The organism is Fulvivirga sp. M361 (assembly GCF_007097395.1).
GTDB lineage: Bacteria > Bacteroidota > Bacteroidia > Cytophagales > Cyclobacteriaceae > Fulvivirga.
Genome location: NZ_VKDC01000039.1, coordinates 54,939 through 72,041 on the forward strand (window position 1 = coordinate 54,939; position 17,103 = coordinate 72,041).

11 protein-coding genes are annotated in these 17,103 nt (G+C 46.4%); 8 read left to right on the forward strand and 3 right to left on the reverse strand.

From position 1 onward, the window contains the following. Positions 1 to 23: 23 nt before the first annotated feature. The 6 genes from FNH22_RS26820 to FNH22_RS26845 all read left to right on the forward strand — a co-directional run bounded on the left by FNH22_RS26820 (position 24) and on the right by FNH22_RS26845 (position 10,815). Positions 24 to 1,520: a RagB/SusD family nutrient uptake outer membrane protein gene (locus FNH22_RS26820; protein ID WP_143401602.1), complete on the forward strand. Its 1,497-nt coding sequence runs from the start codon at positions 24 to 26 to the stop codon at positions 1,518 to 1,520. Between the two features lie 114 nt (positions 1,521 to 1,634). Then, on the forward strand, positions 1,635 to 4,262 hold the full coding sequence (locus FNH22_RS26825) for an alkaline phosphatase D family protein (RefSeq protein ID WP_143401603.1): 2,628 nt from the start codon (positions 1,635 to 1,637) through the stop codon (positions 4,260 to 4,262). Between the two features lie 37 nt (positions 4,263 to 4,299). After that, on the forward strand, positions 4,300 to 5,943 hold the full coding sequence (locus FNH22_RS26830; protein WP_255518168.1) for an arylsulfatase: 1,644 nt from the start codon (positions 4,300 to 4,302) through the stop codon (positions 5,941 to 5,943). A gap of 2 nt (positions 5,944 to 5,945) precedes the next feature. Next, entirely contained in the window at positions 5,946 to 7,379 is a 1,434-nt protein-coding gene (locus FNH22_RS26835) for a sulfatase (protein ID WP_143401604.1), read from the forward strand. 851 nt (positions 7,380 to 8,230) lie between these two features. Then, positions 8,231 to 8,560: a hypothetical protein gene (locus FNH22_RS26840; protein WP_143401605.1), complete on the forward strand. Its 330-nt coding sequence runs from the start codon at positions 8,231 to 8,233 to the stop codon at positions 8,558 to 8,560. Beyond that, positions 8,557 to 10,815: an alpha-N-acetylglucosaminidase gene (locus FNH22_RS26845; protein WP_143401606.1), complete on the forward strand. Its 2,259-nt coding sequence runs from the start codon at positions 8,557 to 8,559 to the stop codon at positions 10,813 to 10,815. The genes FNH22_RS26840 and FNH22_RS26845 overlap by 4 nt, the downstream gene beginning before the upstream one ends. 42 nt (positions 10,816 to 10,857) lie before the next feature. Here FNH22_RS26845 and FNH22_RS26850 read toward each other — a convergent pair whose 3' ends face one another. Continuing rightward, positions 10,858 to 11,724 carry an AraC family transcriptional regulator gene (locus tag FNH22_RS26850; RefSeq protein WP_185154431.1) on the reverse strand — a complete coding sequence of 289 codons (867 nt, stop codon included), beginning with the start codon at positions 11,722 to 11,724 and terminating at the stop codon, positions 10,858 to 10,860. Positions 11,725 to 11,816: 92 nt separating this feature from the next. Here FNH22_RS26850 and FNH22_RS26855 point away from each other — a divergent pair, with 92 nt between their 5' ends. Together FNH22_RS26855 and FNH22_RS26860 are read left to right on the forward strand one after the other, a co-directional pair. After that, positions 11,817 to 12,578 (forward strand): sugar isomerase domain-containing protein, encoded by a 762-nt coding sequence (locus tag FNH22_RS26855; protein WP_185154432.1) that lies wholly within the window; start codon positions 11,817 to 11,819, stop codon positions 12,576 to 12,578. Between the two features lie 35 nt (positions 12,579 to 12,613). Further along, a complete protein-coding gene (locus FNH22_RS26860) occupies positions 12,614 to 13,642 on the forward strand; it encodes a hypothetical protein (RefSeq protein WP_143401609.1) in 1,029 nt (342 codons plus the stop codon). A 334-nt stretch (positions 13,643 to 13,976) separates the two neighbouring features. Here the strand turns inward: FNH22_RS26860 and FNH22_RS26865 are convergent, their stop codons facing one another. Both FNH22_RS26865 and FNH22_RS26870 read right to left on the reverse strand, forming a co-directional pair. Then, positions 13,977 to 15,551, reverse strand: coding sequence for an arylsulfatase (locus FNH22_RS26865; protein WP_255518169.1), 1,575 nt, complete (start codon positions 15,549 to 15,551; stop codon positions 13,977 to 13,979). A 72-nt stretch (positions 15,552 to 15,623) separates the two neighbouring features. Further along, on the reverse strand, positions 15,624 to 17,021 hold the full coding sequence (locus FNH22_RS26870; RefSeq protein WP_143401610.1) for a Gfo/Idh/MocA family protein: 1,398 nt from the start codon (positions 17,019 to 17,021) through the stop codon (positions 15,624 to 15,626). Positions 17,022 to 17,103: the final 82 nt, after the last annotated feature.

Genomic DNA, 17,103 nt, shown 5'->3' on the forward strand with positions numbered 1-17,103 from the left:
TCACAGAATTAAAAATGTAGCAAATGAAACGATTATATAGTATTAAAGTAGCAGCAGGTATCATTACCATAGTCATGGGAACCCTGATGGGATGTGACGACGCACTTGAAGAAAATCCGGAAGGTTTTATATCACCGGAAAACTTTTACCAGACAGAGGCTGATGCACTTACAGCGGTCACCGGTCTCTATGCACGATGGTCAAGTGGTGACCTTTTTGGCAGGGACCTCGAAATGATCACCATGCACGGTGACCCGGCTGTTACTCCGAACAGGGTAATTACGATCCCACAGTCTCGTTATGATTACACTCCTACATTTGGCGATTTTGCCGATATATGGGAATCACTATACAGGATAATAGGTGATGCAAACAAGGCGATAGGCCGGCTGGAAGAGTCACAACTTGACCAGGAAGCAAAAGATCAATTCATTGGGGAAGCTTTGTTCCACAGAGCCCTCGCCTATTATTATTTATCTGCCTTATATGGAGGTGCGCCTCTTTGGACTGTGGAGCTTACAGATAATGCTGATGAAATCGCGAATCTGCCAAGAGCTACTGCCCCGGCTATTCGGGCCCAGGTGATCACTGATCTTACCCGGGCGGCCGATCTCCTGCCAGATAACTATAGTGGTAACTTTGATAAAGTAAGAGCCACCAGGTGGGCCGCCAAATCACTATTGGCCAAAACCTATCTGTATGAAGAGGATTGGGAAAATGCCGCCCGGGAAGCGGATGATGTCATTACGGAGTCAGGTCATAGCCTTTTGCCGGACTATGGCGATGTTTTTACCGAGGAAAACGAATATTCCAATGAGATTATTTTTACCGTAGACTTTCAGCAGGAAGTTGTAACCACTAGTAGAGGTTTCAGGTATGCTCCAAGGTCGCGTGATGAAGATCCGGCTAACCGGGAAAACTGGATGAATGGTTTTGGGCATTACGTTATGCGGCAAAGCTTCATCGACACCTATGACCCAGCCGATAGCAGGTTAGATGCGATCATCCAGGACACGAATAATGCAGGGGAAGCGCTCAGATTCATCTATTTGAAAAAAATGCAGCGTACTGCTAATCCACTTGATAAACAAGGTGTCAATATGATCCTGTTCAGGTTTGCAGATATGCTGCTGGTACATGCTGAAGCCGCTAACGAAGACGACGACCTCGCGGGAGCTTTAACAAGCATTAACAGGGTAAGGCAAAGAGCGGGGCTCCCTGACCTTTCCGGATTAGATAAAGATCAACTCCGCCAGGCCATCTACCAGGAACGCTCATGGGAGCTTGTGGGAGAAAACCATACAAAAATGGACCTTGCCCGTTGGGGGTTACTTATAAGTGAAATCAAAGCTTTGCCGGCAAAAGCCGAAGCTGCAGGCGAGCCCAATGGACCGCAGGCAATGGCCCAGATCCAGGCGGATAATATCTCAGACAAACATCTGCTTCTACCGGTACCTCAGGCTGAATTTGAGAAAAATCCAAACTTAGGTCAGCAAAACCCAGGCTGGGAAGGAGGTTGATAATACACGTCGGATATTCATCCTGATACACCAGGACAACCGGTATCAAAGCCCGGTTGTCCTCCAACGCCCGGGATTTTCAAACTACAAAACCCATGTCAACCGAAAGAATAAATGATGGACAAAAAAAAACACTCACCTTTTTACAAACGTGAGTTTTTCTACCCTGCAGTACGTATTTACAGCTTACTTTTTTTATTCTTTTCGGTTGCCTGTTCCAATCATGACGCTACCCAGGATGAATCCGGCTTCGGAACCGGCAGCAGACATTGGATAGGGCCGGACTATTGGGCCAATCCACTGCAGGATTGGGAAATGCAGGATGGTTCAGTTATCTGCAATGTGGCCAAACCGGGACGTAATCTGCATCACCTTAGCTACGAGGTGAACGGCCGGCCGGGAAACTTTAGAACAACAGTAGAGGTAAAAGTGTTGAACGACCTGCCTCCTGGCAAGGATAATTGGGTAGGGTTTGAGATCGGAAAAAAAGGAAAGTTTGACGATTACCGTGATGACGCCATTTATGGAAAGGGCATTAAAACCGGAATTACAACCAGTGGCCGTGTATTTGCAAGAAACGATGTCACAGAGGTTACGGGAACAGAGAGTATTAACGCTGAACTGCTCAAAAACGGTCTGTCTTTGTCAGTAATTATTGACCATATCGATGGCGGAAATGCTCAAATGACTTTCAATGTGGCCCGTTTGTCAGGGGAAATTATTAGTTCATTGAAATTCAATGATTGGGAAGGTTCAGAGTACCAGGGAAGCTTTGCGCTGGTCAGTCATTTTACTCCACCTGACAGGAAGACTGTGCATCCCGGAGCAGCATTTACCAATTGGCAATCCGAAGGCAGCAAGCTGGTGTATGACAAAACGCGGAGGTTGGGGCCACTATTGTTTGCACAGTATACACAACAACAGGCGGAAGTAAAAATGAGCGTGCAAATGATGCCCGTAGGGGCAAATGACGGGAAAGAAGTCTGGCTGGAAATGTTGAATGATGAGCAATGGGTGAAGATCGGCACATCGGAGATCGATCCTGGCTCGCGTACGGCCCATTTTCGATTTGTAAACCCCTCTCCCGTGTCGGATACTCCTTACAGGGTATGTTACACCTACCAGGACAGACATACCATGAGTACCGATACGCTCATGGGCACGATCAGGGCGGAGCCCGGCAAGAAGGACGAGGTGGTCATAGCCGCGTTAAGCTGTAACAGGGACCTGGGCTTTCCTGCCAAAGATCTTGTCCAGGCCATCAAATACCATCATCCTGATCTTTTGTTCTTTGGAGGAGACCAGATATACGAAGGAAATGGCGGATTTGGAACACAAAGAACACCGACAGACAAAGCCACGCTGGATTACCTGAGGAAGTGGTATCAGTTTGGATGGGCCTTTGGCGAGTTAACCAATCATTTTCCCACTGTGACGATTCCTGACGATCACGATGTATATCATGGCAATCTGTGGGGAGAAGCCGGACGTCCCGTACCTGATTCCCTGGGGCAGGGTGCCAAAGCACAGGATTATGGCGGTTACAAAATGCCTGCCGAATGGGTAAATATGGTCCAGAAATCGCAAACGTGGCATCTGCCTGACCCCATAGATCCGGAACCGGTTCAACAAGGTATTAAAGTATACTTTACCGAGCTCAGGTACGGAGGCGTCAGCTTTGCCATACTTGAAGATCGAAAGTGGAAATCCGCCCCCAAAAACCTTTTGCCGGAAGCCGATATATACAATGGCTGGCCCCTGAACACGATGTGGGATGCACGGACACAATCAAATACAGATAAGGCTACGTTGCTCGGAGATCGTCAGCAACGTTTTCTGGAAGACTGGAGCAAAGACTGGAGCGGTGGCGCCTGGATGAAAGTACTGCTTTCGCAAACTATCTTCCACAACATAGGCACACTACCCAAAAGCGCCGTAAACGATAACGTTGTACCTAAATTGAAAATTATGAAGCCGGGAGAATACCCACCGGATGACCGTCCTGTATCCGATTTTGATACCAATGGCTGGCCACAGCAGGGCCGGGACAGAGCAATCAAAACGTTACGCAAGGCTTTTGCCTTCCACATTGCCGGCGACCAGCATCTCGGCAGCACTTCTCAGTATGGTGTGGAGGGGTACAGTGATGGCGGTTATGCCTTCTGTGTTCCCGCTATTTCCAATATCTGGCCCAGGCGATGGTTCCCTTTCCGGTCGGGCATTGATCCTTTCCCAACAAATCCGAGGGTTACCGGTGGCTTTCTCGATGGTTTTGGTAACAAAATGACCGTTCACGCCGTAGCCAATCCCGTATCGACAGGGCAAGAACCCTTTGAATTATATGACCGGGCCGCAGGATATGGAATCGTCCGGCTCAACCGGAATACGAGGGATATAGTCATGGAATGCTGGCCAAGATTCCAGGATCTGAGTAAAGGAACCGGTGTTCAGTATCCCGGGTGGCCCATACGAATCAACCAGTTGGATAACTACGGAAAAAAAGCTGTTGCCCACTTGCCTGAGATCGAGGTAGAAGGCATGGAAAACCCCGTCATTGAAGTGATCAGTGAGTCCGGAGGGGAACTGATCTATTCTGTAAGAATCAAAGGAAGATCCTTTCAGGCCAAAGTGTTCGATACCGGGACTTACACAGTCAGGCTGGGGGATCCCGATGTGGAAATGAAAGTAGTAAAAAACATCAAGCCAGGCTCGAATGAAAAAATCAGGTTCTCTTTTAAATAATGTCGTGAAAGAATTGTGGCACGTCTCTGGATATACCATGAGACAATTCAACCACGCCGGGGTCAATACGAGTGCGAGTATCCCCATAACCATTAAAACGATGTATACTATAATACTATTGAAAAGGTTTCGAACAAGGTTATTTGCCTTAGGATGCATCAGTGCTTTGCTATGGTCCTGCACTACCCTGGCACAGCAGCATAAAACAGACGAAGCCAAACCCAATATTATATATATATTGGCTGACGATCTCGGATATGGTGAACTGGGCTGCTATGGCCAGGAGAAAATTGAAACTCCTAATATTGATGCACTATCCCGAACCGGTATGATGTTCACCGACCATTACGCGGGCGCACCTGTATGTGCTCCTTCAAGAGGTGTTCTATTGACCGGAAAGCATAGCGGGCATGCCTATATAAGGGGCAACGACGGAATGTCTTCCAGGGGCGATGTATGGAACTACATGGCGATGGCCAGGGATTCTACCCTTGAAGGACAAAGGCCTTTGCCGGAAGGGACCATAACGCTGGGAACAAAGCTACAGGAAGCAGGTTACAAAACTGCCGCAGTAGGTAAATGGGGCCTTGGAGGTCCGGGATCTGAAGGAACTCCAAACAAGCAGGGTTTTGACCATTTTTACGGATACCTATGTCAGCGACAGGCACATACATACTATCCACTTCATCTGTATGAAAACGAGCACCGGGTATATTTGAATAATGATACGGTCGCATTCAGAACAAAACTGGCTGAAAATGCGGACCCACTGAATGAAAAAAGTTATGCTCCGTTCACATTGACTGAGTACTCCCCTGACCTGATGTTCGATGACATTAGCAAATTTATCGATACAAACCACGGGCAATCGTTCTTCCTGTACTGGGCCACACCCATACCACACGCCGCCATACAGGCTCCAAAAAGATGGGTGGACTACTATGTGGATAAATTTGGAGATGAAGAACCCTACACCGGAGATAAAGGATATTTTCCTCACCGGTACCCACGTGCCGGGTATGCTGCTATGGTTTCCTATCTTGATGAGCAGATTGGGCTGCTGATCAACCAGCTTAAGGAGCTCGGGGTTTACGAAAAGACATTGATCGTATTCACTTCCGACAATGGGCCTACCTACAATGGAGGTACGGACTCTCCGTGGTTTGACAGCGCCAAACCTTTCCGGAGCGATTACGGTCGCGGAAAAGGATTTGTTTACGAAGGAGGGATAAGGGTTCCAATGATCGCATCATGGCCAGGACATATAGAATCGGGTAGCACAACAAATCTAATCTCGTCATTTACAGATATGATGCCTACGTTTTGTGACCTGGCAGGCGTTTCGCCTCCCGAGGATATCGATGGCATCAGTATAGTTCCTACCCTGTTGGGAAAGCCCGGCCAAAAGACGCATGACTTTCTCTACTGGGAGTTTCCCTCCTATGGAGGACAGCAGGCCGTCAGAATGGGAAAATGGAAAATAATACGAAAAGGACTATTGAAAAAACAACCGGTAATAGAATTATACAACCTGGAGGAAGACCTGCTGGAAGAGCAAAACCTTGCTGAAAAACATCCCGATATCATTAATAAAGCTTTGCAGTTATTCCAGCAGGAACATGAAGAACCATTGGTAAACAACTTCAAAATACCCTTTTTGGGAGATCATAAGGAGATGTAATAGTGGATAAAAAAATAACCAAACACTGGCCGGGTAAACCAGCGATATGTCTTGTCTTTTTCTTAATGGGCTGGGGTCACATTTCACCATGCCAGGAAACGGACCACCCCAATATCATCCTGTTTTATGTGGATGACCTGGGTTGGAGTGATCTGGGCTATACAGGTAGTGTATTTTATGAATCACCCACCATAGACCTGATGGCAGCAAAGGCAATGATATTTACAAATGCCTATGCCAACGCTCCAAACTGCGCTCCGTCACGTGCGAGTCTTTTGAGTGGTTTGTACACCCCCAGGCATGGTGTGTACACTGTGGCGCCTGCAGCACGGGGAAAGTCATCCAATAGAAAACTGGTGCCAACACCTACTAAAACAGAACTATCTCCCTCTTTCCCAACCATTGCCAATATGCTGCAACAGCACGGCTATGAAACTGCACAGATAGGAAAATGGCACCTGGGAAAAGGGCCTTCAAATGCGGTTCATCAGGGGTTCGATATAAGCAGTGGAGGAACTGCCAGGGGTTACCCACCTTCCTATTTCAGTCCTTACAAAATACCTGGTTTTGAAGATGGATCCACGCGTGAATACCTCACAGATCGTCTGACCGATGAGGCGCTGCGGTTTATTGAAGATCAGGCTGAACAGCCTTTCTTCCTTTATTTGTCCCACTATGCCGTACACACTCCACTGCAAGCCAAAGAAGCAGACAAAACGCCGTTTTCAGACAAGAACTCAGCCAAAGATCAGGACAACATTACTTACGCCGCCATGATCAGGAGTGTAGACAGAAGTATGGCAAGAATAGAGAGCAAGCTGAAAGACCTTCAACTGACGGAAAAAACATTGATCATATTTTATTCGGACAATGGAGGTTTGGGTTCTGTGACTTCCAACAAACCCCTGAAAGGTGAAAAAGGCATGCTGTATGAGGGAGGAATACGGGTACCAATGTTTTGGTACTGGCCTGGTAAGATAAAACCCCATACCGTATGTAACGAACCGGTAATAGGTATTGATATATTTCCTACCCTAATGGCCGTAGCCGGTGTATCAGCGGAAGACCTCCGGCTGGATGGTGAAGACCTCACACCCCTTTTGTTTGAAAAAGGGATGTGGGAACAACGAAGTTTATACTGGCATTTTCCTGCCTACCTTCAGGGGACAAGATCCACAAAGTATCCCCAGGAGTTGGTACGTGGATGGCGTGCCGTTCCTTCCGGTGCCATACGCAAAGGGGACTGGAAGCTTATTGAGGATTTTGAAACCGGGGAGTTATTCCTGTACAATTTAACACTGGATATTTCTGAAAAAGAAAACCTGGCACTTAAGAACCCCACAAAGTTGTACGAATTGAAAAGAGAGTTGAAGAACTGGAGAAAGGAGATGAACGCTCGCGCGCCTGCTAAAATCAACTCCGACTACTTTAAATAACGTGAGTACCAGATAAAGAACGGGTTTATCAACGTATGAAAAAAGTGGCTGTTCCTTTGATGACCTTTCTCAAAACCAAAAGGTTGGGAAAGCGAGGCGAACGTATCTAATTTGTTAGTAATTTATTTTTTTCATGATTAACCCACGTCAAAATACCCGGGATGTAGAGCCTACGAAGAGTAGACTCTTCCCCTTAGCGCCTCCGCAATAGGAAAATTAAAATGCGTTTGCCTTGGGTCATCCGGATTCCCATACCGTGATAACTTTAAGCAGGAAAGACAGAACCAGGTCGGTGATCTTTATTTTGAGCCAGGCAAGACTGGGTAGATGGATATAGTTTCATGTTCCCTTTAACGGAGGTGCAGTTTGGTATTCACTGATTAGAAGTGTTCAAAACCAGTAAAATTCAGATCGGGAACTATTCTTTTTGAGTAGATCAAGTATAATACCTTTCATATCAAAAAAATGCTATAACACACAAAAGAACAATGTTTTATTGAGGTGTACTTATTTTTGGTGAGCCTATAAAAAATGTTAGGTAAGATGAGTACAGGTAGTAAATACCAAAGACTTAAGATTTCTCAACGAGCTTGTCATAAAATTTGAAGAAGAGCAAGCTTCATCACCGGAGAAGACAGCTATAAAAATGACGGACACCATTGCGGAAGACCGGCTGATATACTATTGATAATAAAAAAATGGGAAAGGAAACAGGAGTATTTTCCTCATCAACATATTCGTGAAAAAGGTATTTGCAACAAAGTCTAATACTTTTTCACAATCCCTTTGAGGGTGGTAATGTTTTCTACGAGTTAAAGTCTGAGAATAGAATTTAAACTCTTAATAAACCCATGAAACAGGAAGAATTTAGACTGATGAAGAAATACCTGGAGGAAAATACGCCGGAAGAAGAAAGCCTTACCGACTGTAAGGTTCTGTTAAGTAACAAAGAAAAATACTGGTCAAAGGAAGAAATAACCCGTGACGCTCTGCATCTCAACTCCGTTTCATCTGGCGGTATTCTCATGCTTTGTAATATAAAAGACATTATGTCAATTCTGCCCGGTAAAAACAAAATTTTTGGATTTTTAGCCAGCACCGGTGATTATGCTCCTAGAATTTATATTCCCGATGGCCACGGTTATTTTTATAAATCATTAACAATCGTCTCTGATCTATGATACACATTTTAAAAATATACTATGTCCAGTTTCTGTCCTACATTATTGTATTGGGTTTTGCCATTTCCGGATGTCAACCAGAGCGTCGTTCACTGGTAGTGACAGCGTCTAAAAAGCTTATCGGGCGATTGGTCCCTCAGCATGATGAAGCATTTATTGTAGAAGAGATCATGACCGATCCAGGAAAAGAAGTATTTGAAATTGAGCAGGCAGACGGACGCAAGATAATTATCAGGGGAAATAACCCCGTGTCCATAGCATCTGGTATGAACTATTATATGAAGCACTTTGCCAAATGCCACTTCTCTTGGAATGGAGACCAATTAGATCTGCCAGAAAAATTGCCCCCTGTAGATCAAAAAGTCAGGAAAGAAAGCCTCTACACCCATCATTTCAATTTCAACTACTGCACATTTAACTATACCATGCCATGGTGGACATGGGAACAATGGGAGCGGGAGATTGACCTGATGGCTACAAACGGGATCAATATGCCGCTGGCCATTGTGGGGATGGAAGGGGTATGGCTGAATTTTCTGCAACGGTTCGGTTATTCTGACGGTGAAGCCAGGGAGTTTATAGCCGGGCCAGCCTACACGGCCTGGTGGCTTATGGGTAACCTGGAGGGCCGTGGCGGACCAGTTACGAGTGAATGGATCACAAATCGTATCCACCTCCAGCAAAAAATCCTGGAGCGTATGCGGGAGCTGGGCATGCGACCCGCACTACCCGGATTTGTAGGCCTGGTACCTACTAATCTGGAGGATAAGCAACCCGCTGCAAAAATACTAGAGCAGGGACGTTGGCTTAACGACATACGGCCTGCCGTACTTGATCCGGAGGACCCACTTTTTGATCAGATGGCAAAGGCATGGTATGAAGAGTTGGAAAAGCTTTACGGTAAGGTGGATGTCTTTACCGGTGATCTCTTCCACGAAGGAGGGAGAACCCATGGGCTGGATGTAGGTAATATCGCCACCAAAGTACAGCGACTCATGCTGGATCATAACCCGGAGTCCACCTGGGCCATCCAGGGCTGGGGTGGTAACCCTAAACCTGCGCTCCTGGACGGCCTCACCACTGACAACACACTGGTATTAGAGCTGTGTGGTGAATACTTCAGGAACTGGGAAAGCTCCAATGGCTTTTATGGTAAGCCGTGGGTATTCAGTACGATTATCCAGTATGGCGGCAACATCGCACTCCACGGACGTATGGAGGCACTGGCAGATAACCTGGATGACGCCCTCAAAATAAATAACCCTCCGGCCGGTATAGGCACCACCTGGGAGAGTATTGAGATCAATGCAGTGGTGAACGACTTCCTGGCCGATATGCGATGGGAACATGAGGTGCCGGACCTTACCTCATGGACCAGTGAATATGCCGCACGCCGGTATGGTTTTGACTCTCCGGCGATAAGGAGGGCGTGGGATATTCTCTTGAAAACGGCTTATGGCAGTTTTGAAGGGCACCGGCGCCCTACGGAGCCCATTTTCTGCGCCCGACCGTCATTTCAGGTAAAGAAGGTCTCACCGTTTGCCGCTTCCATCGAAGTTCACTATGATCAACGGGAACTGCGTGACGCTGTTAAGTTGATGCTTGAAGGATCAGAAAAAGGACGCCACGCTCCCGGGTATGTTTATGATGTAGTGGATTTTACCCGTCAGTTCATGGCCAATGCTGCGCAGATCCCGTACTACGAAATGCTGCAGGCTTTTCATGAAAAAAACCTTGCTGAATTTGAAGAACACGCAGCCCGCTTCCTGGAAATGCTCGATGACCAGGACCGGCTACTCGGTACGGAATCTTCTTTCCTGCTCGGAAAATGGCTGGACGATGCCAGGAATATTGCACCGAATGAGGAACAAAGAAGACAAAACGAGAGCAATGCCCGTATGCTGATCACCACCTGGACCAAAGAAAGATCCGGACTGGGAGATTATGCCTGGAGGGAATGGAACGGCCTGCTGAAAACATATTACAAACCCCGGTGGGAGATGTTTATCAATGAACTCAGGAGGCGATTGCAAGGGGCGCCGGCACAAGAGATCGATTTCTTTAACTTTGAGTCAAAATGGGCTGCGCAAACCTGGGCAGACCAATCCTACCGAGTAGAACCTACTGGTGATGGGATAGCGCTGGCCCGCAAGCTGATCAGGAAATGGGGAGCGCTTCCGGATAAATATGACGGAAAAGTACCTGTTAAGTCTAAGGGGTCGTTCAAGAACGAAAAAGCTCAGGATGCCCGTTGATATGGGCTCTGAGATCTGATCAGACACTTCGATAGTCCTATCCTAATGCTCGGAGTAGTAGGTGGGTGTCTGGCCAACAAACTTCCTGAAAACGGTGGCAAAGTAGTTACTGGTTTCAAACCCCAAGGTATACGCTACATCGCGCGTCTTCAACCCTTTTTTGAGTAACTCTTTTGCCTTTTCTATTTTCAGACGCATGATGTATTCGCCAGGCGGTATTCCCAACTCCTCCTTAAAACGGTGTTTGAACCGCGAAAGGGACAGGTTTGCCCTGGATGCCAGCTCGTCCAGCACCAGTTCCTCGTAAATGTTCTCATGAATATGATCACAAATCCCTTTCATTAAATAGGACACGCAGTCTTGCTGCTCATTCTCACCCGCTTTTATCACTTTAAGCAGGAAGGAAAGCACCAAATTGGTGATCTCTATTTTGCGGTGTACGGGGTCGGCCGTGTTATTGTAAGCCTTAAAAATGCCCTTAAGATCATTGACCATTGTTCTCATGCCACGGAAGTGGGGCGTATGAAAGCTTTTCAACTGATGAATTAGGTAGTCTGACTCCATATCAGCTAGGTTTAAAAGTCCTTTTCCTTCTCCAGGTATTTTCAGCAGCATCCAATAAAGCTGGCCTTTCTCTTCCGGATAACCGCTTGTGCCATGCCTCCTGTCGGGCTGGGTGACTAGCACATCCCCGCCTTTCAGCAGGTATTCTGTTCCCTCTACTTGGTATACCTGTGTCCCACGTTCAAGGTAACAGATCTCAATCATCCCAGGGTGAATATGTGCTTCAAGCCCTTCCTGCACAGAGGTATAATTATAGCGTCCGATGGTCAGAACGTGTTCGAACCCAATAAGCCTCATGTCAAGGATCTTGCGGATTGCCGTAGAACGGGTATCAACTCCTTCCATGTTTAAAAAAATGCTATAACACACAAAAGAACAATATTTTATTGAAGTATACATACATTCGGTGAGTCTAAAATATAATTTTCGCAATGAGCATGGATAGCAAAACAAAAGATTTAAGATTCCTCAACAAGTTCCACGAAATGGCCATGAAATTTGAGGAAGAGCAAGCGTCATCGCTGGAAAAGGCCGCAGAAAAAATGGCAGACGCAATAGCAGAAGACCGGCTGATATACATTTTCGGAGGAGGTGGACATACTACCCTGGTAATGCAGGAGCTTTTCTGGAGGGCCGGAGGCCTGGCGAACCTGTGTCCTATGATCGATTTTGCCATCCACCCGGTTACACCAGCTTACATGTATTTGGCACATGAAAGAATGCACGGTGTAGGTAACTCTCTGGTGGATTATTACGGCATCTCGGAAGGCGACGTTATCCTAGTATTCCACAGTTATGGATTCAATCCCCCAACTATAGACTGTGCTTTACGAGCCGGGGAAAAGGGTGCAACAGTGATTGGCGTTTCATCGAAAGACTGGGATGTAAACATTCCAAAAGATTTCCCCATACGCCACAGTAGTGGTCATCACCTGTCCGGCATATCTGATATCTACATTGAAAATTACGTGCCTTTCGGGGACACAGTGATTAAACATGAAGGTTTTGATCAACCCACCACCGGTATTTCCAGCACGATCGACTTTTACATTGCACACCGGCTTGAGATGGAATGCGTTAAAGCCTGCCTGGCACGTGGCATCACCCCTCCTGTTTGGTCTAGTGCCAATATCCCCGGTGGCGACGAGAAAAATGAGGCCTTGAGAGACAAGTATAATTCAAGGGTAAAGTTTTTGTAAAGATCTAAGTCTGTAACCTATTGATCAATGGAAATATGGTAAAGGAAACCGGAGTAAGCTATTACGGCATCTCTTACACGGAGCATGCCCGAAAAGATTTTGAAGAGATGAAGGTGCACAACTGTACAGCTGTGCTGCTGGCGCTCACTGAGTTCGATCTCTTTTTTTGGAAGCCCAATATTCCAAAAATCGTGGATGAAGCAAAAAAAGTTGGGCTGAAGGTTTATCTCAATACCTGGGGGATAGGAAAATTTTTCGGAGGGGAGCCCCCCTCCGTATTTCTACAGGAATGCCATGTAAATGACCGGCAATGGACTGCTCTTACGGGTGAGCCGATTGCAGCAGCTTCTCCCAGCTCCCCTGCTTTCAGGGAGTACTTCTGGGGGCTGCTGGAAGAACTGGCGCTCACCTGCGATGCTGACGGCTTCTTTTGGGATGAACCTCATTATGCCATGCCGGTATATCCTATAAGCTACCAAAGCACCACTGATTTTACGTGTAGGAATCCTGTGACCAAACAGGTATTTAAAGACAAGTATGGCTATGAAATGCCTAAAACTCTTTCTAAAACGGTCTTGAAATTCAGGTTTGACCAGGCTAATGAAATTTTATCGGAAGGTAGCCGGATCGTCAAATCCATCAATAAGGACTTGACTGTAACTCAGTGTTCATTACCAGCTGACAATCATTTTTATGCCACACATGCCCGGGGATTTGACAATTGGGAAAAAATCGCTTTTAACGAAAATTATGACATATTCTCAACTTCTATACTGGTGGATGGCAATGACCCGCTTATCGCACATCGTAACCTGGCCCATAAAACAGTGGAGCTCGCCAGGCATAACAATAAGCCGTCGCAGCGATGGATACAGTCCTTCTTCCGCTCACCAAAAGACCTGAATACTATAGGTAAGATCGTCCATATCTATGCCGAAGAAGGAGTGGATTCCATCTTTTCGTGGACGTACCGAGCCGGTAAGGGCACTTTCCTTTCAGCACCTGAGGCAGACAGCGTGTGGAAGATCCTGGGCAAGGCGTATGGAGAAGTACTGGCCAGTTAAAATGAATTTAGGATATGACAACCTCATAAATCAATACTTACATTATTAAAACACTTCTTCGAAGTTAGGTTAGATTGAGAAAGCCGTGGCAGTTCTTATGTTTAATAAGATTGCCGCGGCTTTTTAACGCTTACCTACCCAACAGCTTTATCACATGTTTACCGGTAAGTTGCGAGATAATTTGATACAATGTTTCAACCCAAAGTCATGCCAAAACAGCATCAGTGTTTTCCAAGCCTTATATCAAGAACGGGTAAAAATTGACTTTTCTGATATAGTATGCTACTCAAGAATTTTATCATGGCGATTGACACCTTGAAGCGGGATCAGTTGATCAGAGGTCATGCTCACCAGGAACATTTAAACGGAAACTTTCTAACTCCGGATCAGTGCGTTCGGTTGCCATTAACCGCGCCATCTTTTTGATTATTTCCGGGTACTGGTCTGCCACGTTAACCTCCTCCTTTGGATCATTTTCGAGATTGTAAAGCTCAATGGTAAGGTTACCTTTATGGATGTTTTTGCGAATGCCCTTCCAATTTCCTATTCTTACTGCCTGCTGACCACCATATCCCGGAAATTCCCAATACAAGTGGTCATGGTCTGCTTGGTCACTATTTCCCAGCAAAGCAGGGACAAAGCTAAGGCCATCAGTGTTTTTAGGGATCTCGGCACCGGCAAGCTCTGCCAGTGTAGGCATTATATCCCAAAAAGCCGAGATGTGTGCAGTTTTGCTCCCGACTTTTATCCGGGCCGGCCAGTGTGCGATCATAGGCACACGGATACCACCTTCATACATGAAGCCTTTAGTACGTCCATAGGTATCCTGGAAAGGCCCGGCACTGTTAAAAAATTCCGGGTCCACCCCGCCGGCGTAGGTAGGGCCGTTGTCACTACTAAAAATGATCAGCGTATTTTCATACTCACCCAATTCCTTGAGCACTGCCACGATCTCACCTACCTGGTCATCAAGATAGGAGATCATACCCGCATAAGCCGCCCTTGGATAACGGTGAGGGAAGTACCCTTGATTTCCGTTATAGGGCTCTTTCTCTCCGAAAAGCTTTACATATTTATCCACGTACTCCTGCGGGACCTGCAAAGGGACATGAGGCAGCGGTGATGCATAGTAAAGGAAGAACGGCTGATCCTTACTGGCTCTGATAAAGTTCAGCGCTTCCTGGTGCATGAGTGCCGGAGCATAATCCTGTTGAGTATACACCTGGTAGCTGCCTTCAGCATACGGATCTGCTGTTTCGGGTAGTTTCGTGCCGGGCGGTATTACATCATTGTCGAGCAGTACCTTTGTTTCATTTTTCCAAAGATGGGGAGGGTAAAGCTGATGAGCCTGACGCTGGCAGTTGTAGCCATAAAAAAAGTCAAAGCCCATTTTGGTGGGAATGCTTTCAGTCATTGGCGCTCCGAGTCCCCATTTCCCTACTATACCCGTCCTGTAACCACTTTCCTGCAGCATATGCCCAAGGGTGAAGGTACTTTCAGGCAACGGAAGCTGTCCCTCAAGCCGTCGGTCTTCCGTAGCTTTGAGATAGTTCCAGACCTCTCCACGTTCGGCCCACTCATCGTTGCCACGTATATAGGCATGACCCATATGCTGGCCCGTAAGCAGTGAATAGCGTGCAGGCGCACATACCGGGGCTCCCGAATAATGTTGTGTGAAAAGCATCCCATTTGCGGCAAGATCATCGATATGCGGTGTCTGTATCTTCTGCTGTCCATACACCCCTGTTTCTCCATATCCAAGGTCATCGGCCAGGATGTAGATAATGTTAGGAGTGGAAAATTCCTTATGACCTACACCGCATGACACTAGCAATAAGACAAGCAGAGTAGCAGGCAGAAAATGTACCATACATGATGTATTGAGGTTTGCTCGAATCGTTGATTTCATTTTATTATCCTATTGAACACAAGATCTCCGGTTAAGATATCTGATCCGGTTGTTATTATTGATCTGATTATGTTACAGATAAGCCTCTACACCAAGCTTTCTTGCCTCTTTCCAGCGACCGCGTGTAAAATCCGGGAATTTGACCGGCACATTACCAAGTTCAATGGAAAGCTTTGACAGCGGGGTCACTGCAGACCATGCAGCAGCATCGTAAACATCCATGTCCAGCGGCCAGCCATTATTAAAACAATCGATCAGCCTGTATATCATAATAAAGTCCATGCCTCCATGACCCCCATGTTTTTTGGCTTCATCTGCCAGTTTAGTCCACAGCGGATGTGTGAACTTTTTGCGGTATTCGCCATATTCTTCTTTCGAAAGGAAACCGTGTCCCTTACCCAACAGCGAGAGCCTGCTAGGGTACCCTTCATGATAGGCTCTGGTGCCGGCAAGCGCATTGATACGATTGTAAGGGCGTGGGGTTATGACATCATGCTGAAGCAGGATGGTACGTCCCTTACCCGTTTTAATAAGGCTGTTGTTCATGTCGCCATGTGCATAATCCTTATGGTTGTGGAACTCATGGTCTTTGTCCAGGGTACTGGCCAGCTCGGTCAGACCCGCTTCACAGCTACTCATGGAGACCATATGCTGAAAATGATCCCCCCGGTTTACTCCCAGGTATTGCGCCACAGGCCCTAGACCATGGGTAGGATAAAGATTACCGTCATTTTTTATATGTTGCCGTACACGCCAGTCGTTGTAATAATGCTTGAAAAAATATCCCCTGAGGTCATGGATATAGGCGGCTTCAGCATAGGTGAGCGTACCAAACACTTCGTTTTGCACCATGTTCAGCACCCAGAGCTCCTCATTGCCGTAGCATACATTTTCCAGCATGATACAGTTGAGTTGTTTTTCCTCGGCCTTGTCTACCAGCTTCCAGCAATCCTCCACAGTAAGAGCCGCAGGCACTTCTACCCCTACGTGTTTGCCTTGATCCATGGCATAGAGACTCATAGGAACGTGGTATTCCCACGGGGTAGCAATAATGATAAGGTCTATATCATCCCTCCGGGCAAGCTCTTTCCAGGCATCTTCCTTACCATGATAGGTGGCAGGTTTCTGTTTTCCGTTTTTCTTAAGATACTCAAGAGCCTTGGTAACCTGCTGCTCCCTGATATCACATATAGCTGTGATTTTGGCTTTTCCAATATTACACAACGCATTGACCTGCCCCATGAGGCCAGAGCCTCTCATACCAACACCTATGATACCGACTTTTACCTGTTTGATCGGTGCTATTTTTAATCCTATGACGGACTTGTTAGCAGTAAATTTTACCTGCAAGTCCTGGAGATATGTGTCCGAAGGGTCTTTACCCTTGACAATCCCCGACATCCCCAGAAACAATCCGGCCAGAGCCGATTTTTTCAGGAATTTTCTTCTTTGATCATTTGATTTATTCATTTCTATATTGATGATAATACACGATACTTTTCTTTAAAAAAGAGAAATATTCGTGTAATTAGCAAGTCTTTTTTGATATAGT

What these genes read in the sequence shown, in the direction of transcription:
- FNH22_RS26820 (WP_143401602.1), top strand. Translation starts at nt 24, where the DNA reads ATGAAACGATTATATAGTATTAAAGTAGCAGCAGGTATCATTACCATA.
- FNH22_RS26825 (WP_143401603.1), top strand. Translation starts at nt 1,635, where the DNA reads ATGATGGACAAAAAAAAACACTCACCTTTTTACAAACGTGAGTTTTTC.
- FNH22_RS26830 (WP_255518168.1), top strand. Translation starts at nt 4,300, where the DNA reads ATGAGACAATTCAACCACGCCGGGGTCAATACGAGTGCGAGTATCCCC.
- FNH22_RS26840 (WP_143401605.1), top strand. Translation starts at nt 8,231, where the DNA reads ATGAAACAGGAAGAATTTAGACTGATGAAGAAATACCTGGAGGAAAAT.
- FNH22_RS26845 (WP_143401606.1), top strand. Translation starts at nt 8,557, where the DNA reads ATGATACACATTTTAAAAATATACTATGTCCAGTTTCTGTCCTACATT.
- FNH22_RS26850 (WP_185154431.1), bottom strand. Translation starts at nt 11,724, where the DNA reads ATGGAAGGAGTTGATACCCGTTCTACGGCAATCCGCAAGATCCTTGAC.
- FNH22_RS26855 (WP_185154432.1), top strand. Translation starts at nt 11,817, where the DNA reads ATGGATAGCAAAACAAAAGATTTAAGATTCCTCAACAAGTTCCACGAA.
- FNH22_RS26860 (WP_143401609.1), top strand. Translation starts at nt 12,614, where the DNA reads ATGGTAAAGGAAACCGGAGTAAGCTATTACGGCATCTCTTACACGGAG.
- FNH22_RS26865 (WP_255518169.1), bottom strand. Translation starts at nt 15,551, where the DNA reads ATGAAATCAACGATTCGAGCAAACCTCAATACATCATGTATGGTACAT.
- FNH22_RS26870 (WP_143401610.1), bottom strand. Translation starts at nt 17,021, where the DNA reads ATGAATAAATCAAATGATCAAAGAAGAAAATTCCTGAAAAAATCGGCT.